The organism is Mycobacterium sp. E1386 (assembly GCF_001672745.1).
Classification (GTDB): domain Bacteria; phylum Actinomycetota; class Actinomycetes; order Mycobacteriales; family Mycobacteriaceae; genus Mycobacterium.
The window spans coordinates 1-26,278 of sequence record NZ_LZKH01000237.1; the positions used below are offsets into that span (position 1 = coordinate 1).

At 61.2% G+C, this 26,278-nt stretch carries 23 protein-coding genes; 8 read left to right on the forward strand and 15 right to left on the reverse strand.

The annotated features are described in order from the left end of the window. Positions 1-1,193 (reverse strand): glycosyltransferase (locus tag A5709_RS24255; RefSeq protein ID WP_082974360.1); only part of this gene is annotated, 1,193 nt, incomplete at its 3' end. Between the two features lie 641 nt (positions 1,194-1,834). On the opposite strand from A5709_RS24255, the gene A5709_RS24260 reads away from it, so the two are divergent. Together A5709_RS24260 and A5709_RS24265 are read left to right on the forward strand one after the other, a co-directional pair. After that, the gene (locus A5709_RS24260) at positions 1,835-2,587 is read left to right on the forward strand and encodes a class I SAM-dependent methyltransferase (RefSeq protein ID WP_068123020.1); all 753 of its coding nucleotides are present in this window, start codon (positions 1,835-1,837) and stop codon (positions 2,585-2,587) included. A 632-nt stretch (positions 2,588-3,219) separates the two neighbouring features. Next, positions 3,220-4,260 (forward strand): NAD-dependent epimerase/dehydratase family protein, encoded by a 1,041-nt coding sequence (locus A5709_RS24265; RefSeq protein ID WP_068123023.1) that lies wholly within the window; start codon positions 3,220-3,222, stop codon positions 4,258-4,260. Positions 4,261-4,325: 65 nt separating this feature from the next. Here A5709_RS24265 and A5709_RS27800 read toward each other — a convergent pair whose 3' ends face one another. The 6 genes from A5709_RS27800 to A5709_RS28245 all read right to left on the reverse strand — a co-directional run bounded on the left by A5709_RS27800 (position 4,326) and on the right by A5709_RS28245 (position 10,437). Continuing rightward, the gene (locus A5709_RS27800) at positions 4,326-5,276 is read right to left on the reverse strand and encodes an FkbM family methyltransferase (protein WP_197520226.1); all 951 of its coding nucleotides are present in this window, start codon (positions 5,274-5,276) and stop codon (positions 4,326-4,328) included. Between the two features lie 660 nt (positions 5,277-5,936). Then, complete coding sequence (locus A5709_RS24275; protein WP_068123032.1) at positions 5,937-6,650, reverse strand: hypothetical protein; 714 nt, start codon at positions 6,648-6,650, stop codon at positions 5,937-5,939. Further along, positions 6,647-7,468, reverse strand: a complete 822-nt coding sequence (locus tag A5709_RS24280) for an inositol monophosphatase family protein (protein ID WP_068123036.1) — start codon at positions 7,466-7,468, stop codon at positions 6,647-6,649. The genes A5709_RS24275 and A5709_RS24280 overlap by 4 nt, the downstream gene beginning before the upstream one ends. Then, on the reverse strand, positions 7,465-8,571 hold the full coding sequence (locus tag A5709_RS24285) for a hypothetical protein (RefSeq protein ID WP_068123039.1): 1,107 nt from the start codon (positions 8,569-8,571) through the stop codon (positions 7,465-7,467). Before A5709_RS24285 ends, A5709_RS24280 begins: the two co-directional genes overlap by 4 nt. Further along, the gene (locus A5709_RS24290; protein WP_068123042.1) at positions 8,556-9,914 is read right to left on the reverse strand and encodes an enolase C-terminal domain-like protein; all 1,359 of its coding nucleotides are present in this window, start codon (positions 9,912-9,914) and stop codon (positions 8,556-8,558) included. The genes A5709_RS24285 and A5709_RS24290 overlap by 16 nt, the downstream gene beginning before the upstream one ends. Beyond that, entirely contained in the window at positions 9,907-10,437 is a 531-nt protein-coding gene (locus tag A5709_RS28245) for a sugar phosphate nucleotidyltransferase (protein WP_255403462.1), read from the reverse strand. The genes A5709_RS24290 and A5709_RS28245 overlap by 8 nt, the downstream gene beginning before the upstream one ends. A 298-nt stretch (positions 10,438-10,735) precedes the next feature. Between A5709_RS28245 and A5709_RS24295 the strand changes: the two genes are divergently transcribed. Both A5709_RS24295 and A5709_RS24300 read left to right on the forward strand, forming a co-directional pair. Beyond that, complete coding sequence (locus tag A5709_RS24295; protein ID WP_068123045.1) at positions 10,736-12,547, forward strand: thiamine pyrophosphate-binding protein; 1,812 nt, start codon at positions 10,736-10,738, stop codon at positions 12,545-12,547. Between the two features lie 2 nt (positions 12,548-12,549). Further along, positions 12,550-13,302: an HpcH/HpaI aldolase/citrate lyase family protein gene (locus tag A5709_RS24300; protein ID WP_068123048.1), complete on the forward strand. Its 753-nt coding sequence runs from the start codon at positions 12,550-12,552 to the stop codon at positions 13,300-13,302. Between the two features lie 144 nt (positions 13,303-13,446). Here the strand turns inward: A5709_RS24300 and A5709_RS24305 are convergent, their stop codons facing one another. Together A5709_RS24305 and rfbF are read right to left on the reverse strand one after the other, a co-directional pair. After that, the gene (locus tag A5709_RS24305) at positions 13,447-14,376 is read right to left on the reverse strand and encodes a glycosyltransferase family 2 protein (RefSeq protein ID WP_231987062.1); all 930 of its coding nucleotides are present in this window, start codon (positions 14,374-14,376) and stop codon (positions 13,447-13,449) included. Beyond that, positions 14,373-15,149, reverse strand: a complete 777-nt coding sequence (gene rfbF / locus A5709_RS24310; RefSeq protein ID WP_068123054.1) for a glucose-1-phosphate cytidylyltransferase — start codon at positions 15,147-15,149, stop codon at positions 14,373-14,375. Before rfbF ends, A5709_RS24305 begins: the two co-directional genes overlap by 4 nt. A gap of 179 nt (positions 15,150-15,328) precedes the next feature. Between rfbF and rfbH the strand changes: the two genes are divergently transcribed. The 3 genes from rfbH to A5709_RS24325 are packed head-to-tail and all read left to right on the forward strand — an operon-like array spanning position 15,329 to position 18,182. Next, entirely contained in the window at positions 15,329-16,675 is a 1,347-nt protein-coding gene (gene rfbH / locus A5709_RS24315) for a lipopolysaccharide biosynthesis protein RfbH (RefSeq protein WP_068123056.1), read from the forward strand. Between the two features lie 2 nt (positions 16,676-16,677). After that, positions 16,678-17,694 (forward strand): CDP-glucose 4,6-dehydratase, encoded by a 1,017-nt coding sequence (gene rfbG / locus A5709_RS24320; RefSeq protein WP_068123059.1) that lies wholly within the window; start codon positions 16,678-16,680, stop codon positions 17,692-17,694. Continuing rightward, positions 17,691-18,182 carry a GtrA family protein gene (locus tag A5709_RS24325; protein ID WP_068123061.1) on the forward strand — a complete coding sequence of 164 codons (492 nt, stop codon included), beginning with the start codon at positions 17,691-17,693 and terminating at the stop codon, positions 18,180-18,182. The genes rfbG and A5709_RS24325 overlap by 4 nt, the downstream gene beginning before the upstream one ends. Before the next feature lie 89 nt (positions 18,183-18,271). On the opposite strand, the gene A5709_RS24330 is transcribed toward A5709_RS24325, so the two are convergent. After that, the gene (locus A5709_RS24330) at positions 18,272-19,750 is read right to left on the reverse strand and encodes a glycosyltransferase family 87 protein (RefSeq protein ID WP_068123079.1); all 1,479 of its coding nucleotides are present in this window, start codon (positions 19,748-19,750) and stop codon (positions 18,272-18,274) included. A gap of 438 nt (positions 19,751-20,188) precedes the next feature. Here A5709_RS24330 and A5709_RS24335 point away from each other — a divergent pair, with 438 nt between their 5' ends. Next, positions 20,189-21,184 (forward strand): rhamnan synthesis F family protein, encoded by a 996-nt coding sequence (locus A5709_RS24335; protein WP_082974363.1) that lies wholly within the window; start codon positions 20,189-20,191, stop codon positions 21,182-21,184. A 280-nt stretch (positions 21,185-21,464) separates the two neighbouring features. Here A5709_RS24335 and A5709_RS24340 read toward each other — a convergent pair whose 3' ends face one another. From A5709_RS24340 to A5709_RS24360, 5 genes are all read right to left on the reverse strand, one after another. Beyond that, on the reverse strand, positions 21,465-22,508 hold the full coding sequence (locus tag A5709_RS24340; RefSeq protein ID WP_068123066.1) for a glycosyltransferase family 2 protein: 1,044 nt from the start codon (positions 22,506-22,508) through the stop codon (positions 21,465-21,467). Positions 22,509-22,790: 282 nt separating this feature from the next. Next, positions 22,791-23,780, reverse strand: coding sequence for a glycosyltransferase family 2 protein (locus A5709_RS24345; protein WP_068123068.1), 990 nt, complete (start codon positions 23,778-23,780; stop codon positions 22,791-22,793). Beyond that, positions 23,777-24,550, reverse strand: coding sequence for an ABC transporter permease (locus A5709_RS24350; protein WP_231987064.1), 774 nt, complete (start codon positions 24,548-24,550; stop codon positions 23,777-23,779). Before A5709_RS24350 ends, A5709_RS24345 begins: the two co-directional genes overlap by 4 nt. A gap of 17 nt (positions 24,551-24,567) precedes the next feature. Continuing rightward, positions 24,568-25,308 carry an ABC transporter permease gene (locus A5709_RS24355; protein ID WP_068123071.1) on the reverse strand — a complete coding sequence of 247 codons (741 nt, stop codon included), beginning with the start codon at positions 25,306-25,308 and terminating at the stop codon, positions 24,568-24,570. Beyond that, on the reverse strand, positions 25,305-26,252 hold the full coding sequence (locus A5709_RS24360) for an ATP-binding cassette domain-containing protein (protein ID WP_231987065.1): 948 nt from the start codon (positions 26,250-26,252) through the stop codon (positions 25,305-25,307). Before A5709_RS24360 ends, A5709_RS24355 begins: the two co-directional genes overlap by 4 nt. Positions 26,253-26,278: the final 26 nt, after the last annotated feature.

Below are 26,278 nucleotides of genomic sequence, written 5' to 3' on the forward strand. Positions count from 1 at the left end.
TCCGCGGGCTTCGTCATTCGAGCGGCCAGCTCGCGGGCGCGCGAGACGTAGTCGGGGGAGAGGATCTGGCGCAGGTCGGCCACCAGCGACTCACGCGTGGTTTTGGAAAACGGGCGGGCGACACCGACTTTCAACCGATCCACCTGTGCTGCCCAGATCTTTTGATCGCTCATGCTCCAGAGGCTCAATGTGGGCACTCCGGCGCGCAGGCCCGCGGCCGTGGTGCCCGCGCCGCTGTGGTGCACCACGGCCCGGCAAGCGGGAAAGACCGCCGCGTAATTGACCGCGCCCACTACCTTGACGTGGTCCGAATTAGCGCCGCCGCTGAAATCGGTTTTGCCAGAGCACACTAACGCCCGCTCGCCCAGCTCCGCGCAGGCCTCGCCGATCATGGTGATCGTCTCGGCGGGCGAATCGACCGTTGTGCTGCCAAAGCCGAAGCAGATCGGCGGTGTTCCCGCAGCGATCCACGATGCGACTTCGTCGTCGACATCCGTGGTCAGCTCCATGGTCAGCGTCCCGACAAAGGGGCGCTGGCCGCTCCACTTCGCCCATTCGTCGGCCAGGCCGGGAAAGCACGCTTCGTCATAGGCCTGGATCTCCAACGCGCCGCGGTCGGCCATTCGCTGCGGTGCTGGGCCCTTCGCCTTCGGCAGGCCGAATGCCCGGCGCTGTGTGTCCTCGGCCTTCTTGGTCACCCGCCACTGGACCCAGTCCAGCGCGGCCATCCCTGTGCGGACCAGCGGCGCCGGCAGGTTCGGGGCCAGCTGGCCGTTGGGGCGCATCGGAAAGTAATGCATGGTGGCCAACGGAAGCTTGAGATACTCCGCCACGTCCGCCGCGACCCCCGGGAAGCCCGGGCCGGTGAACACCAGATCGCCACCCTCGGACAGCGATGTCAGCGTCGTGCTCATTTCTGCCCAGGACCGGACCAGCATGTCCTGGGCTTCTCGCCAGCGTCGTCTCACCTCGGGAAAGTTCCAGAACTTGGCGAGGAAATCCGTGTCCCAAAAGCCCTCCTGCTGATCCGGCCCATAGGCGGCCGCCGCAAGTCCGGCCGACTCGACCAGTGGAACCAGGTTGGGCGGGACGGCCATGCCGACTTCGTGCCCGCGGCGACGCAACTCGCGGGCGACCGCGGTGCAGGGCTCGACATCGCCGCGAGTCCCGTAGCTTGCCAGGGCGAACTTCACGACCAGCTCTGCCTTCCGGTAGTGGTTTCGGCGGTGCCACGGCCCATTATCTCTAGGTCCTCGGCATGGGCGACGGCTTTCGGGATTCGGCTAGTCGTAGGGCGGCCTCTGATGATGCCGCAATGCAGTGCTGCTCTCCATACAGCCTCCGATACGTCGTAGACACTCGCGGGACTCACAGTCAAACGGCGTCGGCCGGCTTGTGCGCGAATTGGGTTGCGAACCTTCCGCTGGGTATTCTCGCCGTCGGTTCGCGGCGAGGCGAATGCCGCGATGGACCTCGCTCAACGCGCCGGGCCCGGTATCGGGGGCGGTCGGGATCTTGAGTCGCCCTGCGCTATTCGGAATCGCTCAAGAATATGCCGGTCGGTACGGCGGCAGGTAACACGCAAAAATCGGACGCTGCTTGTCGCGAGTAGGGTAGCCTGAGCCGCGAGCAATCGCCAGAACTCGCATGTTCACCGGTGGCTCTCGAAAGACGACGTCGAGTTCAACCGGTGGGCGCCATCGGCGTCGCCAAGAGGTAGGTGTTTTCCGGCTTGAAGATGCGTATCCGTGATTTCTTCCACGTATTCGTCCCCGTTTTATCGCGACAACCGCCATTTTTGATTCGTCGGTACCCCTATCGCGGCCGGCGCCGCATGCTCGAGACGCTGGGGCCAGAGCTCGGCGCCGAGGTGCGCTGGGAAGCGTCGGAAACGCCAGACCCTGAGGGCGAGCTGGGGTCGATTTTTGCGGAGACGGAAAACGTCCACAAGTGCCTTCACTATCTACCCGTCTATGAGTCGGTGTTTTCTGCGTTTCGTTCGCGGCCTAGCCGGATGCTCGAGATCGGCGTTGCCCGGGGTGGCTCGCTACAGATGTGGCGGCGGTACCTGCATCCGGACTCGGTGATTGTCGGCATAGACATCGAACCAGACACTCGCCGCTTCGACGACCCAGCGCAAGGCGTGCACGTGCGGATCGGCAGTCAGGTTGATATCGCTTTTCTTCAAAGCATCGTGAGTGAGTTCGGACCGTTTGATGTGATTCTGGACGACGGCAGCCACATGGCGTCGCACATGGTGGACACTTTCCGTTACCTGTTCCCCAACGGCTTGGCGTCAGGTGGCGTCTACCTGGTCGAAGACATTCACGCGAACTACTGGTTGCACTTCCGCGACAATCCGATGTCGTTCGTCGACTTCACGAAATGGCTTATCGATGCCATGCACGCGCACTACCAGGTAACCACGGGTATCCACAACTTCCTGGACGGGAGCCCGACTCGCTCGACGGTGCTTTCCGTACCTCTCGCCACTACGCTCATCGAAAAGGTCGAGTTCTACGACTCGATAGCGGTGATTCACCGAGCAAACGGACGACTAAGTGTGCCGCACAGCGTATTTCGTTAGACTGCCAAAAAACGTGTCCAGTATCCGTCTGTAATCGACCGTCGGGGACTGGCTAAAGCTAACCGACCGCACTAAGCCGAGCAGGTTCGGCCGTACCACCACGGTGATTTCGCGTTCACCACACGCCAGCTCGCTGCCACCAAGAGCGAACGCCCCGACATCGCTGCGGCCTTGAGGCCTTCGATGGCAAAATCCGCGACGAAGTGCCATCCGGTCATCATCCGCGTGGGTGTTGCGGGGGCCATCTCTGGTTCTTAAGGCTTGGCAGTCAGGCCAGTCGCAGCTGTCCTATCCACCAGCATGCGGCTTTCGCCGTCTGAACAAAGCGGAAGTTACGTCCTTGTCCGGGCTCGTCCAGGAGTCACGCGGCATGGCGTCCGAAGGTGACGCCGCGGCGAGGTGAGTCCAGTCAGGTTGAAAGGTCCACAGCAATGGAACCTCATCGGACGCTGTCCGAAAAGCTTCACCGGCTTCTGCAAGCCGCAAGGACATTCCGATGCCCGCCGGCACCGTGAGGAAACATTGCAGAGGCATCCTTCGGCTTGGAAAACCAATTCCTCCGGGTGACTATTTAGATCCATCCCGACTCCGACCGCAGACGGAAAATTAGAATGCGTACTATTACCGGACCGATGCGCCACCCCATCATTGAAGCCGATCTGGACCGGATCCTCGCAGCGCCCCTGCCCTGGGAGCGGCTCGCGGGCCGGACCGTGCTGGTGACGGGAGCCGCCGGTTTCCTGGGCGCCTATTTGGTGGAGACTATGTTGCGCCTGAACGAGTACCGGCGCCTGGCGCCCGTCCGGGTGCTGGCTCTTGCCCGACGGGCCGAAGCGCTTCAACAGCGGTTCTCGGCTCCCGGCGCACGCGATGATTTGCGGTTTCTGGTGCAGGACGCATGCGCTCCGGCGCCCCGGGACGAGCCGATCCATTTCATAATTCACGCTGCCAGTCCGGGCTCGCCGCGGGCCTTCGGCCGGGACCCACTCGGCACTTTCGCTGCCAACGTATTCGCCACGCGGGAACTATTGGAGCTCAGGCCACCGGACGGGTTCTTGTTCTTCAGCTCCGGAGAGGTGTACGGCCTGGGTAACGACCAGGTTATTCCCACCCCCGAGGACGCGTATGGGTTTCTGGATCCTACCCAGGTCCGGTCATGCTACGGGGAAGGCAAACGCGCCGGGGAAACGCTATGCGCTTGCTACGCCGCCCAAGAGGGCGTCCCCACCACCATGGCGAGGATCTTCCATACCTACGGACCCGGTATGCCCCTAAGCGATGGTCGAAACTTTTCCGACTTCATCGGCGACGCACTGGCGGGCCGCGACCTAGTGATGCGGAGCGACGGCCGAGCGAGCAGAGCATTTGGCTACGTGGCAGACATCGTGGAGGGCTGCTTCACCATCTTGCTCAAGGGCACGATTGGCACGGCGTACAACGTCGGCAACGATCGGGCCGAGCTCACGGTCTTGGAGCTAGCCAGGCTGATCGTGGGGCTAGAACCTGAACGTAAGCTGCAGGTGCGCCGGGAAGCGGCGGCCGCTACCGATACGTACCTGCCAAGCCCAATCCAACGTACCTGTCCGGACGTATCCCGCCTGCGCGGCTTGGGTTGGGTACCCCGAACCGGGCCGCGCGACGGCTTCTTGCGCACACTTAACAGTTTTCGGTGAAATCTATTGGCGCACTAAAGCAGCCACGTATCAGGGGCTACCGGCTGTACGGCCAAGCATGTGATTCAGGAAGATTGTGGCTCGAACAAGAAGTTGCCGTTAGGCAGATGCCGTGGATCAAGGTCGACAAGCTCTCCTTGAGCCGTGATATGGCGGCCCGTGTACCCCTTCTCGACCAGGCAGTCGTAGACATCCTCCGGGGAGTGACCAAACCGCTGGCAGTGGATGTCAACGATCTCTATCAAGATGGAGGGACGAAAGGTCGTCAAGAGTTGTTCGGCGCCGCGCAACAAAGCCAATTCACCTCCTTCGATGTCAGCCTTGATGAAGTCCACTCGATTCAGCCCTCTATCGTCGACGAAATCATCCAACCTGGTCATCGGAACTTGAATTTTCTCACCGGTGTCAAGGAATTGCGAAGCCGCCCCACTGCCTAAGGCGATCTGCGGAACATAGATATTTATCGAATCCGTACTATTTCCGATTGCCATGCAAAAAGTTTCGAGGTTGTCGCACGAATTGAGCTCTGAGTTCGATTTGAGCTCCTGGAAAGTGGCGGGGACAGGTTCGAACGCAAAGACTTTTCCTTCCACGCCGACCAGATGTGACAAATGGATCGCATACCACCCAAAGTTCGCGCCAGCATCGACTGCAGTCCAACCGGGTTTCACGATCCGGCTTAGCAAAGCGGTTTCTGCTCGCTCGTACTGGGCATCAATCCACAACGCATGGCTGTTCGACACAGCGGAATTGGTCACTTTGAATGCACAGCCATCGCGATAATAGAAGGTCGCGCTTCCGGCAACGACCTCGACCTTTTCGAGCGGAGCGTCCTCGACCGATGATAGGACTTCGCGCCACGCGAGCATACGCAATTTTCCCTTTATATCTTTGACACTGAGATATTGCTGCAATGTATACAAACGGACAGTAAAGCGAGCACACAAGGCGACGAACCATTTTCGTGTTAGTGAATTCTCGCTGATCCAGCGCCTAATGCTGTCTTTGATGGTCACGGCGAAACTCCCGTCGTCATCGCAATGCCTTGTCGTGCATGAACGTAGCCACTCATTATGGCCCTTCCGAGGGCGGATCGTCTCAGTCATACCTAGACGGCAGGACTAACTTAGCACCCGCTTATTCATATCCAACGTATGTTGGCTATGTTCGACCTGCGAGCATTGCCATTCCGGGCAGCGCCCCGGCACCCTAAGACCCACCGTCATTCGCCGACCAAGCCGCAACCAGGTCGCGGCACGCAGTGCGGACCCCTGGGCCGACACCGCCTAAGAATAGAGTCATCCTGGGTCGGTTCCGACGCTTCACAGCCCCTCGACGTATGTCGTCGCGGTAGCAGCGACGAGTGGCACACGGTTTGCTGCGAGCTGTTCGCTTTCGTGTCCTCCTACCGGCCGGGATCACCTGGGAGTTTTGAAGGTTGGGGGCGCTTCGGATATGGGATTTACAGCCTGCGGGCCCCGTCGTCGGCGTCCCACGAATGCCTGTGGTTAGTGCGCACCCACCGGGTAGGCAGTACTTGTGTCGGGCAGCTGCCTGTCGAAGTGACGCCCGCGGTCTGGTCCCGCCGCGTACCCGACATGAGCCGAGCTAGTGCAGATGGGGCGGGCCTGTGGTCGTCTCGCTAAGCTCTGACAGGCAGCCAGTATCAGGCTCAGTCAGAATTGGTTCACGACCGCTTGGATTTCGCGCGGAGAATCGGCTTGAACCCATCTGCCGCCGATTGCCATCGCGTGCATACGCGATGTGTTAATGAGCCAGTAGAACATGTCGAACTCCAGGCTCGGCGACGGCAGCATTGCCTCGGCTTGAAAGGCCTCAAGGAGCGATTTGATCACGCCGACGCGAGCTATTAGGTGACCGCCGAAGACGTGCAGAGGGTTCGCCGGAACATGACTTGAGTGACTTGAGATTCCTTTTACCTCGCCGTCATAAGTGTCGACCACCAGCCGCGGAAAGCGAGAGAAGATGGGTGTGTAACTGATGAACACGCCGTCAACGAGCCGCGGATCGTCGTCCGCGGGGGTGGCGATGTCGCCGGCCACGAACACGTCTGGATAGCTGAACTCGACGACGCGGTCGGCTGGGTAGCCGGAGTCGAGGAACTCCCTAAGTTTTGTCAGCGTGGTGGACCCATCCGTGCAGGCGTACACCCTAAGGGCAGCTGAGTAGGCCAGACGTCGGGCGACCGACTGATATTCCGGTGCGAAATCGGTGTCGCTAAGGATCACGACGTCGTCGGGCACCCGCGGCTCAACATGGCGAAGGAAACGTTCAAGCAGCGTTTCGCCCGTGGGCAGCATCTGCAATGGCTTGGGCGAGCCCGAATAGATGGGCGGGCCACCGCAGAAGAGGACAAGCGCTCGGCTCATGTCGAGATCACCAGCTTTGCGTCACGGGAGATCGCAGTGAACGTGATCGCCTCGTTGGCAGATATGACCGCGCAAGCTTCATCGACAAACTCTTCATCGAATCCCGCGATCAGTGTCAAGTCGGATGTGCCAAGGTGATATCTGGCAGGCAAGCCGAACCAATGCAGCAGCGGGACATAGGCAATCGCATCCCACACACGTATGCCGTGACCGATGAACGCGCTGTGTCGACCTCGCAGCAAGTTGTAGGCACCCACGCACGCTGACCCGTAGCGATAGAGCCCGGCCGACCGCCGATCAACAAGATCGAGTAGCTCTGTGCGGGCCCGGCGTCCCCCCTCGGACAAGCGGGGCGGATAGGCGTAGTAAATCGGCGCCGAGGGCGCAGCCAACGGTGGCGAGAAACGCTGGGAGAGCAAGAGTTCGCCGTGCTCAAAAACGATGTAGAGGTCGTCCTCGGGTAGGACTATAACGGAACCGGCGACAACACCGTCGACGAGATGGGCGGCCATGAACCCATAGCCAGGCAGGGACAGGACATAGTTATTCGATCCGTCCAGCGGATCGACCACAAGCCATTCACCTTGAGCGAGCGCCGCGAGACCATGGCTGGACGCGGCGCCTTCTTCCGAGAGGAGGCTACAGCCAGGCATCGAGTCAGCGACATAAGACGCCGCCGTTGCATGGAGGCGCTGATCTAGCGCCGACACGACATCACGCGCCTGATCGTCCTTGACCTTCTGCACCATTCTCAGCCCGCCATCTCCAGCGGCCCCAAAAACGTTGCAAACCTGCGCGGTCAGGGACAGCAGGCTCATGCGATCTCCCGGCGGAGATAGGCGCTGACTCCGGCGAAAGACTGCTGGATGTAACGGGATTCAAGTGACTCGGGCCGCAGCGAAAGATGGTATTGCAAGAAGGCCGGCAGGCCAAACTCATTAAGATGTGATAGCTGCCGGAAATCTTTGTCGTCCTTTGCCATATAGTGCAGCGCCGCCCCGATGCCGATCGTGAGATGGACCGGCCGGACTCCCGCAGACAGAAGCAATCGAAGCGCCCCTGTGAGACGACCGGAGGGATGTAGCTTGCGGATCGGCTCTCGCGCGACGCGGCTGACCGGATCGAAAAGCAGCCTGTTCGCGAAGCGCCGGACCTCCTTCTCGGCATAAGATTCGATGAAGTGGTGGTCATAGTGGGTCGTGACCTTGAGAGCGTAGAGCAGCTCCTCGATCACACCATCGACCACACGCCGGATCGCTGGCTTGGCCAGCGCTTCGTGCAGATAGGTGCATCCCGCGATGAAGCCGAGATACGCCGCGATGCAATGCGGCGTGTTGTGGATGTAGAGCTTCGCATCCCATTCCTGGTTAAGCCGTTCCACGGGCAGCCATTTAACGTCCGGCAGCGCCGCCTTCAGACTGTCGGACACACGGTCGCTGTGCTGCAGGTACATGACGCCGTTTTCGGTGTGGATCGCGTAGCGATCCTTGGCGAGGCTTTCGGGAGCGGCAGTCGATGAGGTGATCACGTCCGGTACGCCAAAATAGACCGCCTCTAACCCGTAGCGCTGTTTGATCCAGTCGACGGTGGTCGGATCATTCTCGAGGCTGAAGACGGGACACGCGATTCGCGACACGCCAGCCGGCAGCTGCTCAACGTTTCGTGGCCCCACGGAAATAAAGGCTATGTCGTAGTCCGCCGGGTCCAACTCGCCGAAGTCTGCCGTGACTTTTCGCGGTGTCACTCGCAGGTGCGACAGGTTCTCGCCATCGCTCATGTAGGAGCTGTAACCGCCCTGCGCGGAAATCCCCGCCGCCAGTTCGTGCGAGGTGTCGTGGAAATCGACCTGGAAATTCTGCAGGATCCAGGGAACAAAGCCGCGGCCGATGGCGCCGCAGCCGATAATCAGAGCGTTAGCCAAGAAACGCCCTCCTTATAGCCGCGCACGTGGCGCATCACTCGTGACTCAAGCCCGACTAGAAATCCAGGGGTCTGCTGCACTACCGCCCGCCCCTGCTTCACGCTGGTCGGAGCAGCGAAGAAGCGAGAGCAGAAACCGACATTCTCCGTCAACGAAGTGGCAGGCGCTAAGTCGGTACGGACACGCGCGAGATTAAAAAGCTGGATGTGCGGCGAAAGTTCATCGAGACCCGAGCCACCGGCGTGCGGCGTCACCGCACAATCGCGCAGCGCGGCTACTACCGTCACCAGGATTACATCTACGAGACCGAGCATCCGGCATGGGTCAGCCTGGAAGCGATCAATGCCGCTATCGATGAGCGCCGACGCGGTGAAGTGATTGGGGCAATTTTCGCCGGTCACAATTTCGCATGACAGGCCATTGTCGCGCTTGAATCCCACGAGATCCTGAAACAAACGAGCATTGTCGGGCGCGAAGGGCTCTTCAAGCCATTTAACGCCTTGATCTGCAAGCAGCTGAAGCCACGCCCGTGCCTCATTGGCGTCGAGTGTCTGATTGGCATCGACGCAGAGATCGATCTCTTTCGGAACAAGTTGGCGTATGCGAGCCAGCTTCCGCGCATCGCATTCGATGTCTCTGCCGATCTTCACCTTGAACATGCGGATGCCGCGGTCGCAATACTGGGCGACGATCTGCTTCGCGATGGTTTCAGCATCATGGCCGATCCAAGTCGTGTAATAGACCGGCAAACCTTCCGCTTTCAAACGAGCGCAACGCTTGTCAATGTCGGAGAGACCTAGATCTAGAACACTGCGCACGGTTCCCGCGTCATAGCGTTCGTCGAGGTGGCGCAGGTTGATCAGGTTCATCAGAACATCGGTCGGCAGCCGCGCGAGAAATTCCCACGCCGGCAGCCCTACGGATTTCGAGGCAGCGTCGAGCAGCGTGTTCACCACTAGCCCGCCGGCCATCAATGGCAAGCCTGCATTCGGCGAAAGCCAGCGCAGCTGCAGGGGATTGGTCAAGGTCTCGTAGAATCCGTGCCCGCGCGCCATAAGGTCACCGACCGTGAGCCCGTCGAGTTCGTTGACGATGAATTCTCCGCCGGCACAGATCATCTCGTTGCCTGCGCCGAGTGTGAATGAGGCGCCGACCGCTGGGCCCGCGTCACCTTCCGTCATCGCCACCGGATTCGAATACTGCGTGTGCGGGTTGATCGCATCGCTGCCGAACGACTCGGGTGGGATGTCGATGCGCAGATCAGCGAACCGCCATTGAGCTGCCTCGAACCGGAAGTTGGTCAGAGCCGTTACCAGCGCTTCGCGTGGGACGGTCTCACACATGGATTGTGTTGATCGGCGGATCCATGCCAGCCAGCGACGGACTGACGAACTCGCCTTGAGCGTTGGGACGCGGCGACACAAGCGGCTCGCCTACCTGGTTGTCGTACGGGAAGACTTCCAGCCACACCGGACCTGACAGGTCTGGCAACAACAATCTGTTCAACACCGTGTAACGTTCGGCCGGCGACTGGGCGCTGCGACGAAGAGGCAACCTGAAGGTCGCAGCGAGGCACGCGTGCTCTGGTACGAACGCGCCATTCGATACGTCTGTGCCGAGCCATCTACCCTCGCAAAAGCGATCCTGCGGCGACCAGGTGGCGACGTTGCCGTCACCGTTTGAGAAATAGCTATTGACGTACTCGTCTCTACATCGCGTGCAGATTACGAACTTGGAAACATCGTGATGGCTAAGGATCTTCATGACGTGCCACAGCACCGACCGACCACCTACCAAGACCATTGGTCTGGTCCGGAAGTCGGTCTGCGGACGTATGCGGGTGCGGAGACCACCCGAGAGGGACACGGCTTACATAGCCGGTTGTCAAATCGCAAAGCAGTCGTTCCCTCGACGCAGTATCCGCTGGCGTAGATGATTGCAGATTTCAGATTAGCAATGGCCAGCCGACCCCGGCGCGTTTTTCGGACCCGACGACTAAGATTTGGATTCGCCAACGAACTTCAGATGTTGACTCATGCCACGACTCGCTACTGGGGCGGACGGCCATCCGGACCTGCCGGTGAGCCACACCGGTCGCCCTCGCGAGGTCAACCTTCTTTTAGGATTAACGCGCTACACAACGCGGTGAGGACGGACAGCAGGCATGGTAAAGACCGTTTCCGAGGCGCTCGCAGACTTTCTGGCGCGCGCCGGTGCCCGTGACATCTTCGTGATCAGCGGTGCGTCGGATATTCGACTCATCGATGCGATCGCGCGGCACCCCGATTTGAACTACCTCTGCCCACATCACGAGCAGGCGGGCGTGATGGCCGCATCGATGACACATCGCCTGTCTGGTCAGCTCGGCGTGATGGTGTGCACGGCAGGCCCCGGCGCGACGAACATGGTCACCGGCATCGCAAGCGCCCACCTCGACTCGATCCCGATGATGGCAATCGCAGGACAAGAAAACTCCACCTTCCTCAACCCGCCGACCGCGCTGCGCGGCAAGGGAGTTCAGGGCCTCGACATGGTCTCGATCGTCACGCCTTTGACAAAGTACGCGACTAGTATTCAGAAGCCTCAGCAGCTTCGCTACGAGCTTGAAAAGGCGCTCTACTTCGCTTATGAGGGGCGTCCCGGCCCGGTCTGGGTTGAGATTACGCAGGACATCCAGTTCGCACAGGTCGACTGGGACGAGCTGCCTTCCTTCGAGCCGCCGGCGGTCGAGAAGCCGTCGGTCATCGCTGAGGTGCAGCAGTTCCTCGCGATGGCACGGGCTGCCGAGCGACCGCTTCTCTGGGCAGGTCACGGGATCCGCCTCGCGGGCGCGCAGGACCGATTCCGTCGGGTCCTCGAAGCACTCGGCATCCCCGCTCTTATCGCGTGGAACGGCATCGACCTACTTGAGGACGACCACCCGCTTCAGGCCGGGCGGGCTGGCAACTACGGGCAACGCGCCGCGAACTTCGCGGTGCAGAACTGCGACTTCGTCTTCGGTCTCGGCACGCGCATGGCGATCCCCCAGCTCGGTTATGTGCAGGCCGAGTTCGCACGAGCGGCCAAGAAGGGGCTCGTCGAGATCGACCCCGCTGAGATCGCCAAGCTCAATCCGGCGTGGGACTTGGCCGTAAACGCGAATGTGGCCGACTTCCTCGAGGAGCTCGAGCGGCAGCTCGACGCGGGCGAGCACGGCATCGAGCCGTCGTCGTATACGCCGTGGGTTCAGCGGGTGCAGCAATGGCGCCGCGACTATCCGCCCTACGGACCGGAGCACCAGGAACACGTCCCGGAGCGCGTGAACAGCTACCTTTTCATCGATCGCCTCTCCGACGCCCTCACCGAGGACGACGTCATCTGCACCGACATGGGCACGAGCCTGACGTGCACGCACGCGGCAATCCGCATCAAGCGCGGGCAGCGCATGGTCACCTCGACGGGCCTTGGTGAAATGGGCTTCGGCCTGCCCGGCGCGATCGGTGCCTGTGTGGGTTCGGGTCGACGGAGGACGATCTTCGTCGGCGCTGACGGCTCGCTGATGATGAACCTGCAGGAACTGCAGACGGTGATTCATCACCAGCTGCCACTTAAGATCTTCCTGCTGAACAGCGTGGGGTACTTGACGATCCAGCACACGGAGCGAGCCATATTCGGCGACCGTTTGAGCGCCTGCACGCCAGAGTCCGGAGTGACAGTGCCGGACTTCGAGCGGTTGTCGCTGGCCTTCGGCTTCGAGCACTTCCGCCTCACCGACGACACAAAGGTGGATGAGTTCATCGCGGACGTACTCGAGACACCGGGGCCGGTCTTCGCCGAAGTAATGATCCCGACAGAGCAGTTTCTCGGCCCAAAGATGGCGGTGAAGGTTCGCCCGGATGGCACGTTGTTCTCACCGCCGCTGGAGGATCTCGCGCCGTTCCTGCCGCGTGAGCAACTCGCGGCGAACATGCTCATCCCGATGCTTCCGGAGGAGTAGCGATGCAGCGCAGCCATGCCCACGGCGGCACGTCGTTCTCGCTCGGGCCGTTCATGAAGTGTCCGCACCCGGAGATGGTCGAGGTGCTGGCGCGCGGAGGCTTCGATTTCGCGGTGGCCGACATGGAGCACACGCCGTTGGAGCCGGCGGCGCTGTACCCGATGGTGCTGGCGGCGGAGCTGCACGGCATGCCGCTCGTGGTGCGCATCCCGCTGCGCAACGAGATGTTCTTCAAGAAGGTGCTCGACCTCGGCGTCCGCTACGTGCAGGTGCCCTTCGTCCAGACCGCCGCGGATGCAGAAGAGGCCACGCGGTTGAGTCACTTCTCGCCAGAGGGAGGACGTGGTCTCTGCCGCTTCGTGCGCGCGGCAGGGTTCAGCGACGTTCCAAAGGACGACTATATGCGTGGTGCCAATGAGGATGTCCGACTCGTTCTGCAGATCGAGGACCACGTGGGCGTTAATAACATCGAGGCGATCACGGCGGTGCCGGGGATCGACACGATTTTCATCGGTCCGTGGGATTTGTCGGCTTCCTACGGTGTGCCTGGGGACGTCTGGAACCCGATTGTCGCGGAAGCGATGCAAAAGGTCGCCACCTCGGTGACCGGGAAGGGCTTGCGCTTGGGGGCGTTCACCGATACCGCCGAAGGTGTTCAACGCCTCGCGGAACTCGGAGCGACGCTCATCGAGTATGGCTCGGATCTGCAACTCGCCTACCAAGGTGGCGCGGCGCTGCGCGCCTGCTTCAGCTAGATTACTAGCAAAACAGAGGTCGCCTTTCGTTCACGATTCGCACACATGAGTCCACTCGCCGGAAGTGCCGCGAGGTTGAAGTAAGGCCGGGCAGGAATACAATCCGTTTGAAGGGTCGACCGGTCTGCGTATCTCCAGCGGCAGTCATAAGCCGACCTTTCTGCGAATTACGAAATTGGGTCGTTCTTTCACTTCCTCATAGATGAGCGCGAGGTACTCGCCCACGACCCCGAGTAGCAGAGCAACTATCCCAAATCCGATCAACATGACGCAGATGAGCGAACCGAATCCGGGGAAGGGCACCCCATACAAGACGAATCGCGCTGCGAGCACCAAGACCGTGACGGCCGCGAAAGCGCATACGATAAAACCAGTTAGCGTGATAAGTCGCAGCGGTACGTAGGAATGGGCGAGAATGCCTTTACCTGCCAGATCGAGCACAGTAAGCGTGTATGCCTTGGATTCGCCGGCGAAGCGAGGTGCTCGCTTGATCGGAATACCGATCGACTTGAAGCCGACCCAGGAGAACAGACCCCGGACGAACCGGTTACGTTCCTCCATCGAACGAACGACCTCGTAGACTTTCCTGTCGACTAGGCGGAAGTCGGCGGCGTTGCTGGTGACACGGTCGTCCGTCAGTTTGCCCGCTAGCCAGTAGAACAGCTGGGAGTTCATCTTGCGGATCGGTCCGGTGCCAGTACGCTCGGTCACGACCCCGTATACGTTCTCGTAGCCTTCTTCCCATTTCCGGATCATCTCCGGGATAAATTCCGGCGGATCCTGCAAGTCGGCGGTCATAAGCACGACGGCATCAGCGTCGACCACGTTAAGGCCAGCCGTTAGACCGCCGTCCATTCGGAAGTTGCGGGCCAATTGCAAGATTTTGAACCGCGGGTCCGCCGCACGAATAGCGAGCAGCTTGTCCATCGTGTCGTCGGTCGAACCGTTTTCCACGATGATCGCCTCGAACTCGTATGCTGGCTCGGAGTCGAACACCACAGCCAAGCGGCGAGCTAGTTCATCGACGCATTCTTCTTCGTTGTACGCCGGGATGATCAGGGAGATCTTCTTCACTCCCACACCTTCCAGGGCGGGTTTCCACTATTCCACAAGTCGTTCATCAGCTGCGATTCCCGGAAAGTGTCCATAGGCTGCCAGAATCCGTCGTGAGGGAATGCGGCGATCTGGCGGGCTTCCGCGAGCCGGCGCATTGGCTTGTCCTCGAGCACCGTGTCGTCGTTGTCCAGGTAGTCGAACACTCCCGACTCGAAGACGAAGTAGCCGATGTTGACCCAGTCATCGATCTGCGGCTTTTCCCGGAATCTGGTGACTGCGCCGTCCTCCTCGAGGTCGATGACTCCGAACCGGCTCATCGGCTGCGCCGCCGTCACGGTGGCAAGCTTGCCGTGCGCGTGGTGGAACTTCAGCAGAGCTGCGATGTCGACATTGGCAACAGTGTCACCATATGAACAGAGGAACGTCTCGTCGCGTACGTATTTTTGGATGCGTTTGATCCTGCCCCCCGTCATCGTGTTGAGGCCGGTGTCCGCAACGGTCACTCGCCAGTTAAATTCGTCGTGCGAGCCGTGGTACTTGATACTCGACTGGTCACCGAGGGTGATGGTGAAGTCGAGATTGGACACCCCATAGTTTGAGAAGTAGCTCTTGATATACTCGCTCTTGTAGCCGGCGCACACCACAAACTCTGAAATTCCATGATGGCCAAGGACTTTCATAATGTGCCATAGCACCGGCCGCCCGCCCACCTCGACCATCGGTTTGGGCCGAAATTCGGTCTCCTCGCGCATCCGCGTGCCGAGGCCCCCGGCGAGCAGCACGGCCTTCATGACGGGTCGTCGATTCTCAAGGCAGTCGTACCCCCGGGCGCAATTTCCGTGACGCACTTCACCGCAGGTGACACACTAGCAATGGCGGGAGGCATCCGGCGCGTTTTCGAGAGCCGCCTAATAAGATCGAGCTGAGCTTCAACAACTGATGCCCGAGGAGAATCATTTCAAGGCCGGTTATCGATGGGTCTGGAGGCGGCGGCCTCGAGGAGGACCGCGCGGATATCCTCGCGGCGGTTCGCCGCTACGCGAATCGTAAGCTCGCGACTTCCGATTTTGTGCCCGGCGCCACGCCGGTTCCCGTGTCGGGCAAAGTCCTTGACCCAGAGGACTTCGCCGCACTGGTGGACGCCTGCCTTGACGGCTGGCTGACCGCGGGCCGCTTCCACCCCATCTTTGAGCGCGAACTCGCCCGCTACGTGGGCGCCCGCGGCGCCATCTTCGTCAACAGTGGGTCGAGCGCAAACCTCGTCGCGCTGAGCGCGCTGACGAGCGCCAAACTGGCCAACAAGCGGTTTGGGAAGCGACCGCTCAAGCCAGGTGACGAGGTGTTGACCGTCGCCACCGGCTTTCCCACCACCGTCAACCCGATCATCCAAAACCGGCTACGCCCCGTCGTCGTCGACATCGAGCTGGGCACCTACGACGCCATTCCAGAGCGTCTCCGCGAGGCCGTGGGGCCCAAGACCAGGGCGATCATGATGGCGCACACCCTGGGCAACCCCTTCGACCTGGACACGGTGCAGGACTTGTGTGAAAAGCACGGCCTATGGCTGATCGAGGACTCGTGCGACGCCCTCGGCTCGACCTACGACGGCAAACGCACTGGCAGTTTCGGCGACACCGCGACAGTGAGCTTCTATCCCGCCCACCACATCACGACCGGCGAGGGCGGCGCCGTCTTCGTCAAATCGGCGCTGGTTCGCAAGCAGGCCGAGTCATTCCGGGACTGGGGTCGGGACTGCTATTGCGCGCCGGGCGAGGCCAACACGTGCCAAAAGCGGTTCGAATGGCAACTGGGCGATCTGCCGAAGGGCTACGACCACAAGTACATCTACAGCCACATCGGATACAACCTCAAGGCCACCGACATGCAGGCCGCCATCGGGCTTTCCCAGCTGGCCAAACTCAACGCGTTCGTCCAGGCTCGCAAAGACAACTTCGCCTATCTGATGTCGCGGCTGACTGGGGTTGAGGGACTGGTGCTGCCTGTGGCCACGCCGAAGTCGGACCCTTCCTGGTTTGGCTTCCCGATAACGCTCCACCCTGAGCATCCGGTCGACCGGACCAAGTTCATGCAATTCCTCGACGAGCGCAAGATCGGGTTCCGTCAGCTGTTCGCCGGCAACCTCGTCAAGCAGCCGGCCTACCGCAACGTCGATTTCCGGATCGTCGGCGACCTGACCAACACCGACATCGTGATGAATCGGACGTTCTGGGTTGGCACGTATCCGGGCCTAAACCGGCCCATGCTCGACTTCCTGGCCGATTCGATCCGAGACTACATGGCCGAAGCTGCGAGGTAGCCATGCACTACCTGGTCACCGGGCACACGGGATTCAAAGGGGCCTGGCTGACGCTGCTCCTGCTCAGCCGCGGACATCAGGTATCCGGTTTGGCGCTCGACCCCGTGGAGGGCGGCCTGTTCAAGCGCGTCGGACTCGCGGACCGGCTGGTCTCGGACTTCCGGGTGGACATCCGCGATGCCGAGGCCGCGATGGCGGCAGTGTCGAGCGCCGCCCCGGATGTCTTGGTGCACATGGCCGCTCAACCATTGGTCCGCGAGTCGTACCGTAATCCGCGATACACCTACGAAACCAACGCCATTGGCACACTGAACGTGCTGGAGGCCGCGGCGGTCACGCCGTCGGTGCGCGCGCACGTCGTCGTCACCACCGACAAGGTCTACCGCAACGTCGGCCAAGAGGCCGGGTACGTCGAAACCGATCCATTGGGCGGTGATGATCCCTACAGCGCGTCGAAGGCGATGGCCGATCTCTTGGCGCAGTCCTGGATCCGCAGCTTTCCCTGCGCCCCCACCGCCATTGCCCGCGCCGGCAACGTAATTGGCGGCGGCGACGTCAGCCCGGACCGATTGCTGCCGGATCTGGTCACCGCGTACGCGAACGGCCAGGCTCCCCGGTTGCGGTTTCCGCATGCGGTGCGGCCCTGGCAGCATGTACTCGACTGCCTCAATGGCTATCTCACGCTGGCCGATGCGTTACTCGCCGGTTCGGGGATTGGTCAGTGGAACTTCGGGCCGGGCCGCGACTGCTTCGTGGAGGTCGGTCAAGTGGCGACGTTGGCGGCTGAATTGTGGGGCGGCGGCGCGCATTGGGAACTTGACCAAGGCGATCATCCGCACGAGGCCAATCTGCTGGCCCTAAACACCGCACGGGCCCAGCGCGAACTCGGCTGGCGCGATCGGCTTGGCTTCCGTGATGCGGTGGCGTGGACGATCGAGTGGGAGCGGCTCGTGCGTGCGCGAGCCGACCCGCTTGCGGTGACTCAGGAGCAGATCGCCAAGTTCGAGAATCTGGCATGAGTGAGTTCGACCTGTCGGCCGAATCGGCGCCACGGGGGCCGCTCATGCGGCTTGTGCACGACCAGCGGGTTGCGTTCCTGATTGTGGGGGGTATCAACACGGTCGTCGGATTCGGCATCTTCGTCGGTGCCTCCGAAACCGCGGGCCACCTCGTTGACAAGCATTTCGGGAAGGTGGCCGGGTCGTTGGTCACCCTTGCAATCACGCAAGTGCTGGCCGTGCTGTTCGCCTTTGTCATGCACCGGCGGTTCGTCTTCCGCGTCCGAGGTCATTTGTTACGTGACCTCGTCCGGTTCTCGAGCGTTTACCTGACGGCCGCGGCCATCAACTTCATTGCCCTGCCTCTATTCGTTGAGTTGGGTTTGGACCGCATCCCCGCGCAGGTGATCATCGTGGCATCCACCACAATGCTGAGCTACTTCGGCCACCGGTACTTCTCTTTCAGACGCAGCGCAGCCGGCACCCAGGACGGAACCCCGGGCACCTAGAGGCATGAGTAGGCCCACCGGCGGACCGGCTTGAGCGAATGGCTTTTCATGACTTGGAGTTTGGCCGATTGAGTCGGTCTTTGTGGTGATCACTCGGTTGTCGGTTCGGATGCACCTGAGGACGTCGTTACAGCGATATCCGACGTACTCTCTGGAACCGGCACCTGGTCACCGCCAGAGGAGTGAGCCGGCCGCCGCGCGAACGAGACGATGATTACCGCGCATGCGATAAGCCATAGGAATGGCGTCGCGAACACCGACGTTTGGACAATCGTTACGGAGCCAATGACTCCGTTGGCTCCGTGTTGTCCGTAGACGGGAATCTGGCCGATCGGGCCCGGCAGGGCCGTCTGAGCGACGGTGAGGGCTGCGGCCAAAGTCACACTAATGCCGACCGCGCGGCGGCGGCCGGAACAGACTGCAAGCTGGTCGAATAGTCCGGCACCCGGCGGTCCATCAGGGTCACGGACCGTAACCGCGGCGACTGGCAAGGCGAACGCCAGATAGTAGTAATTGGTTTGGGGAGTGCAGAGTACGGCCGCAGCCAATAGCACAACACCTGCCAGGACAGGTGGGATGCGGCGGCCCAATGCCAGCAAGGACACGGCGATGAGAGCCAGCACCGCATAGCCGATCAGTGATCGCGGACCCGCGAGAAACCCATCCGGTATCTTGCCGCCCGTTTGGATCGCCTTGACCATATCCGGCAGCAGTAGGAGCGCTCTGCCAAAAGACACGTTCCGAATATCAGCGATCCCTGGCCCTGAAGTGCCGATGTTGTGCAAGCTCTGGGAGATTGTCCCCGGAAAGCTCTGTGGCCATAGCAAATATGCGCCAATATTCGAGGCCACGACGCCAGCGACGGCGAGTCCGCCCAGCCGCCATTGTCGGACCGCGAACAACGCCAACACGAGGACGGCAAACTGTGGTTTGATCACCGCGGCGAGGACCACCATCCCCGCCGCCATGCCCCACCGCTGCCGCCGCAACGCGACCAAGAAACCCAGCGCTATCGGCACCACGAAGCCTACCGAATTACCTCGATCGATTACCGCCCACGCCGGAATGGCCGCCGCGCCCAACGCCACGAAGACCACCACCCGCTCGAGCCCAGCCGCCCCCCGGGCAGCCCAGATCGCAGGCGAAAGGACCGCGGCAGTCAATGCAAGCAAATAACCCATCAGCCCCAGCAGCGGCGCGCCCAGCCATTTTGCCGGGAGTCCGAACAACATATGCGGGATCATTGCGGCGGCAGGGTACTGGTTGACCGCTGGCTGGTTTGACCAAGGCAGGGTCAAGTAGGGCTCCCAAGGATTGGGGCGCGTCGCGACGCTCACAATCACTCCGTAGTCGCTGAAGCAGTGCCGGCCGACTGGCGTGCTCCAATCGAGGTCGCAATCCTGTGGGTTGGCCAGATGAGAGGAAATCACGTCGACCGCGAACCACTGGGTGAGGAGGTAGCCCATCGCCGCAGAGACCACTGACACCAGTAGGACTGTGCCAAGCAGGACGGTGCGCTCAGATTGCTCGGTGATAACGCCCGGCAGCACTTTGAAAGGTCGATTCATCTGCATCCTCCTGTCTTGTTTCAAGACTTGGTCTGGCTGACACGGGTGGGAAGCCAGGAATGCATGGCGTAGAAAGGGATCAACTCGTCGTTGACGCAGACATGAGGCAGGCGACGCGGCGCGCGAAAGCGCCGAATCGGCACCTCCCAAGAGGGCCGACGACTGACCGAGCATCCGGCCGCTGCCACGGCGGCAACCATAACATCGTCGGGAACGGCTCATCCCGTAAATGCGTCGGCTCTTTAATGCCGAAGATCACGGTGCGGGCCACCATGGCGGAACCACTGTCGTGGATGTCGAGCTGAGCGAAAATTCTGACCCGCGTTTGATTTGGGAGACTGATAATGTCGCCACACGACGGGTCCCTTGTTCGCAATGAAAAGCTGTTGAGGTTCTTGCACTTCCGGATCGGTACGCGCCGAGCACCATGAGGTCACCGTGAAACTTGTGATTCGACTGCCGACAAAATCGGACGTGGCCTCCTTCCTGGCTGCGCGTCGTTACCGACTGAGCGGCGATGCTTTGGCCTTCCTATGCGAAACGCACAAGGAGTTGCCGGCGGAGCCGCCGCCCGCTCGTCGCACGCTCGTTCTGTTCGCACATTTCGACCGCCAGGGCGTCGTCGATCCGTATGTCGCGTACTACTTGAGGGAGCTGCACGGACTCGGAGCAACCATAGTTTTCGTGTCCGGGTCGCCAAGCCTCATCCCGGAGTCGGTCTCTCCCATCCGCTCTCTGTGCGCGGGTATTTACACTCGCCGTACGCTTTCACTCGACTTCGGCTCCTGGCACCTCGCATGGTCTATCCTGCGACAGCACGGCTGGTCGCTCGATCAGTTCGACCGCCTCGTGCTCGCCAACGACAGCGTGTTCGGTCCACTCTTTCCAATCGATGAGATGTGGAGCTCGTTTCACGGTGCTGATATGTATGGTGCTATCGAAAGCGCCGAACTGGGCTCGCACGTCCAATCCTTTTTCCTGGCCTGGGATCTCAACGCGCGCACTCGCGACTTCCTCAACGATTTCTGGGACGGCTTCCAGTACATCGTCGACAAAGATGCCCTCGTCCGACAATACGAGATCGGCGTGTCCGAGCGTGCTCGTCACGCAGGGCTCAGCATCAAGCCGTTCGTGTCGCTCGCCGACATCAAGGCGGCTTATGGTCGCTCACCGGCACACCAGTGGGCGACCAAATTCTCCGGGGAGCCCATTAACAGCACTCTGTACTTCTGGGACGGGCTCATCGAGCACCTCCGGTTCCCATTTTTAAAGACCATCCTGCCCCGCCACAACGAGCCGTGGCATGACTCCATGACCAGCCTGCAGGACTTCATCGAGCGGCACACCGGCTATCCCTACGAATTGATCCAGTCGAACGTCGAGAGGCTCGGCTGTGGCCCAGCTTCGTGGGTCAGGCCGCCTGCTGCGCCTTAATGGCAGGGCTAGCTGTCAAGCCGATGGGGGAGAGGTTCCGTTTCCGTCCGCCAGCTTCTGGATAGCCGTTGCACTCGAAACATGCAGTGCCGCAATAAACTCTCGGGCTCGACGATCACCCACGACAGGGAGGATTCTTAAGGCACTAATGATTACTGATCAACCCGGGAAGCGCGAAGCCGAAGTCGCGTTCAATCACGATCGTGATGCCGTGCCGGCGCGTATAAGACCGAGCCGCCACAGTGGCGACTCCGCCAACTCGACGTCGACACCTTCAGCCTTATCGGCAGCGGGCCTGGCGGCGTTTATATGCTGCCCGTAACCGCAGCGCATTAGCGAACTCGCAAACCGGCGCTAGGATCAAGGTTTTCAAGCGTGACAATCGATCGGGCCCATAGATCACGGTTTCTAAGGTCCGCGCCAGCCATACGGGGAACCACCAAACAACGGACATGATCCGAACCATGGTGGGGGAAGCGGGATCCACAATCATCCAACTGAGAACGCGTAGCTGGTCGAGCCAGTAACGCCGATCTGTCGCGATACGCTTCGTCTCTGTCGTCGCAGTGTGACTGCGTACCGACAGTTCTTGCGGAACAAAGCACACCTCCGATCTGAGCATCACGCGCAACCAAAGATCCAAATCGACGAGTGAACAAATATCTTCGCGAAAACCTCCCACGTCCAGTGCCAGTTGGCGCCGAAACATCACGCAGGTCGGTTCACCGATCCAATTGCCGGGCATGCCCAGGTACGCGATTTGTGTCACTAACGACGGACCATGGTTGCGTTCTTCAAGTCGCCGAAAGTGGGTATGAAGCGTTCCACAGTCCTGCAGCCACTGGAGGTCGTCGGTCAGCACACGTCGAGGCGCGAAGGCAAGTCCCACAGCCGGGTCTTCGAAGTATTGGGAGAGTGTCCGCAGAGCTCCCGGAAGCAACCAGTCGTCGCCGTGCACGAACTGAATGCGGTCGCCACGGGCCAGTTCCAGACATTTGTTGTGGTTTCCGTTAAGGCCGAGCCGAGATTGGTTGCGGATCAGCCGATCTCCCGCTCTGAGCATCGTTGCGGCAATGTCGGGGCCATTGTCGGTCGACTGGTCATCCACGATCACGATCTCGAACTCGACGCCATCCTGATCCAGGATGCTGCGTAAGCAACGGTTGATAGTCGAGCCGTTGTTGTACATTGGCACGCATACTGAGATACGCGGTACCGCTGGCGATTCGTCAACGCCGTCGTGGTTCACCGATGTCACGCTCGATGCACCGCAGGACAGCGGACACTGCCGTCGAGACCTCTCCCGGCGGCACCCATTACCCATGACTTCCGCAGGCGTGCGAACGTCGAGTACAACGTCGACGCCTGTCCGCGAAGGCTGTGTTCGTGCCGCATTGCGCAGCGGTTGGTGAATTGCAGCATTTACGGGAATGCCTTCCCGTAATGCATAGTCATCCGCCCTCGCGTTGCGCCCAACTGCCCACCCCTGTCCCTAAACCGCTCTCAGCATAGTCGTGGCAACTCGTTTGAGTGCGCCTTTACAGACGACCTCTGATGCCGGACAACTAACGCGCTGAACTGCTGGTCCCGGCAGGATGGGGTCCCTTTACAAGGATGCACGAAGCAACCCGTCGCGCAGCCTCCGCGCGTGGGCGAACTCTCGAACTGGTGCCAATGCAAGAGTCTTAAGACGCGTCCGCCGCTCAGGGCCAAAAATCGAGACTGCAACTAGCAGCGTCAGCCACCTAGCGACCCACCAGAGCGTGGCGGCAATCCGTATGGCGGTGGTCGATGCCGGATCCACGATCATCCAGGTGAGAATGCGCAACTGATCGAGCCAGTGCCGATTGGCCTTCGTGATATTCGCCGACTCCGTCGTCGCGGTATGGTGTCGAACCGAAAGGTCTTGTGGCACAAAGCAAACCATTGACCGCAGCATGAGCCGCAACCAGAAATCCAAGTCGACGGTCTGATACACGTCATCGCGCAAGCCTCCCGCGGCCAACGCAAGCCGGCGTCGGAACATCACGCAGCTTGGTTCGCCGATCAAATTGGCGCTCGCGCCCCACAAAGCGACGATTTGCAGCACTAATGAGGACCCGCGATTCCGCTCACGAAGCTTCACAAAGTAGACATGGAGCTTGCTTGGCGCTCGTCGTCGTTCATTCCACGGCAAGTCCTCGGTCAACACACGCCGGGGGGCGAACGCCATGCCAACGCTGGGCTCGCTGAAACACTGGGCGAGAGTACGCAGGGCCCCTGGAAGCAGCCAGTCATCGCCGTGTAGGAACTGGATGAGTTCCCCGCGTGCGAGTTCCAAACACCTGTTGTGGTTTCCGTTCAGCCCGAGACGCGATTCGTTGCGTATCAAGCGATCTCCCGCGCGAAGCAATGGCGCGGCGGTGGTCGCGCCATCGTCGGTCGACTGGTCGTCGACGATGACGATCTCAAAGTCGACGCCATCTTGATCCAGGATGCTGCGCAGGCATCGTTCGATCGTCGCGCCGTTGTTGTACATCGGTACGCAGACCGAGATCAGCGGGCTGGCAGTTGTATCGTCAATCCCGTTGGGATTGACCGCCGAGGTGCCCGTCATACTCCCGACTCGGCTGCCTTCCGATAGCCGTGGATGGCTATCGGAGTGAAGATTGCAAGCAGCCCGATCGCCCACGACAGCGTCAGCGTCAGGGGCCACAGGAGCGGGCCGCCGTAGGCCAGTGCGCGCATCGTCTCGACCGGAGGCGACATCGGTTGCACGCGGACGAACGGTCGCAGCCAATCGGGGAACAGCCCGATCGGTGTCGTACCGGGATTGACGAACGCCAGCGACACGATGATGCCCACCAACCAGGTCATCACCGTGCGGGCATTAGCGCGGATCGCCAGCGCCATCACCAACGCCGTGAATCCCACCACCACGACGGAGGGGATGAGAATGAACGCCAATCCCGCGAGCCATCCGTGTGAAAAGCGCAGCCCCATGGTCAGACCTAGCACCGTAATCAGGACAGTCCCGATCAAGGCGCGTGCGGCCTCGGCAATCAGCCTCCCGATGACAGCGCTCGCCCGATGTATCGGCAGAACCCACATCCGGCTGAGGAGCCCCGACTGGCGATCCGTCGTGATGCCGACCGCGTTTCCCATCGAACCGAACAGCGCGGACAGCACCGCGCTGATGGGGACCAAGCCGTACAGGCTGTCAACACCGGTGACCTTGCGGACCTGCTCGCCGAGCACAACTTGGTAGACGAGCATCAAACAGACGGGGAAGAGAAGCGAGCCCAACAGCACCGCTCGGTCGCGGCGCCACCGGATAAGGAGTTGACCGGCATAGACCCAGCTCTGGGTAAACAGCGAGCCCTGCATCGTAGGCCGCGCCGTCATCACCCGCGCCTCTGCATCCGCAGCGTGATAGCGCCGAAAAGCAGAGCCATACCCAGACACCAGGCCAGTGTGGCCGCCATATTGGCTGCGACCACATGCCCGGTGGCGAGGCCGCGCAGGGATTCCGAAATCTGCGATACGGGTTGATTACGCACATAAGGACGCAACCAGCCGGGAAAAGTATTCTCCGGCGCAATCCCGGTCGACAGCATGAAGAGCAGCAGTTGAGGCACAAATAGCAGGTAGCTAGCACCTTCGACACTGCTGGCGGTCGAACCCAGCGCGTCCGCCCCGAGTGCAACGGCCAGGCACAGGAGCATCGCAACGAGTACGAAGGCGACCGTGTAACCCAGCCCGCCGGTCATGCGGAAGCCGAACGCATAGCCGGCGACGATCGATACCGACAGGGCGAGCAGTCCCCGCAGCAGGGTGGCGGTCATGCGCGCGCTCACGGGTACGGCCGCGGCGATCGGCAGCGTTCCCAACCGTTTGGCCATCCCATGCAGCTGGTCACGCGCCGCTCGGTCCGCAGTGAGCAGAGCGACGAAGACGACCGATTGCACGACCACCGCGGGGAGCAGATACTGCGGATAACTGGTGCTGCCCGTGTTGACCAGGCCGTGCAGCGCAACGCTGAATCCCGCCAAATACGCGACGGGGGAAAGGACTTCAAAAATCAGGCCGCCATCACGGGCGGAGGACTTCAGCGAACGTTCGGTTAGGGCGGCTAGGGCGCTCATGATTGGTGGATGGCCCGCTCGGTGAGGTGGAGGAATGCTTCGTCGAGCGAGGGCTTGCGCAACGAAATGTCGGCGAGTTCGATGCCGGCCGCGTCGACCCGCCGGAATACCTCGCCCAGCGTGGCCACACCGTCCGGGGCGAACACCGAAACTGCATTCATGTCTGCATCGACATCGACCCCGTCCAGCCCGGAGAGCGCCGTCGCGACCCGGGGCAAGTCGGCCGGATTGGCCGGTGTCACTTGGCAATAACTGGTCCCCACCCTGCGCTTGAGGTCCTCGGCGGTGCCGCTGGCGATCACCTGGCCGTGGTCGATGACGACGATCGAGTCGCTCAGCACGTCGGCCTCTTCCAAGTACTGCGTGGTCAGCAGCACCGTGGTGCCCTGCACCGCCAACGAACTCACAAGTGCCCACACGTCGCGGCGGCCGCGCGGGTCCAGCCCGACAGTGGGCTCGTCGAGAAAGAGCACCTTCGGCAGCACTACCAAGGCCGCGGCGAGGTCAACGCGCCGGCGCATGCCTCCGGAATACGTGAGCACCCCTCGGTCGGCGGCGGCGGCGAGATCGAACTGCTCGATCAGCTCGGCGGCCCGCGCCTTCGCCTGCTGACGACGCAGGCCTCGCAGCCTGCCGAACAACACCAGATTCTCGCGGCCGGTGAGCAAGGGATCCAGCGCGGTGAACTGCCCGGCCATCGCGATGCTGGCCCGCACCTGGGCGGCCTCTCGAGAGATGTCATATCCGGCAACGATCGCACGGCCCGAAGTCGGACGGATCAGGGTGGACAAGATGTTGATGGTGGTGGTCTTGCCCGCACCGTTATGACCCAGTAGGCCACAGACCGTTCCCGCCGGAACCGAGAAGCTCACGCCATCCAGCGCTTGCGTCTTTCCCCCGAATGTCTTTGTGAGGCCTTGAACCTCGATCGCCAGTGGTCTCACAGTAGCGAGTATTTCATGGTCGGTGC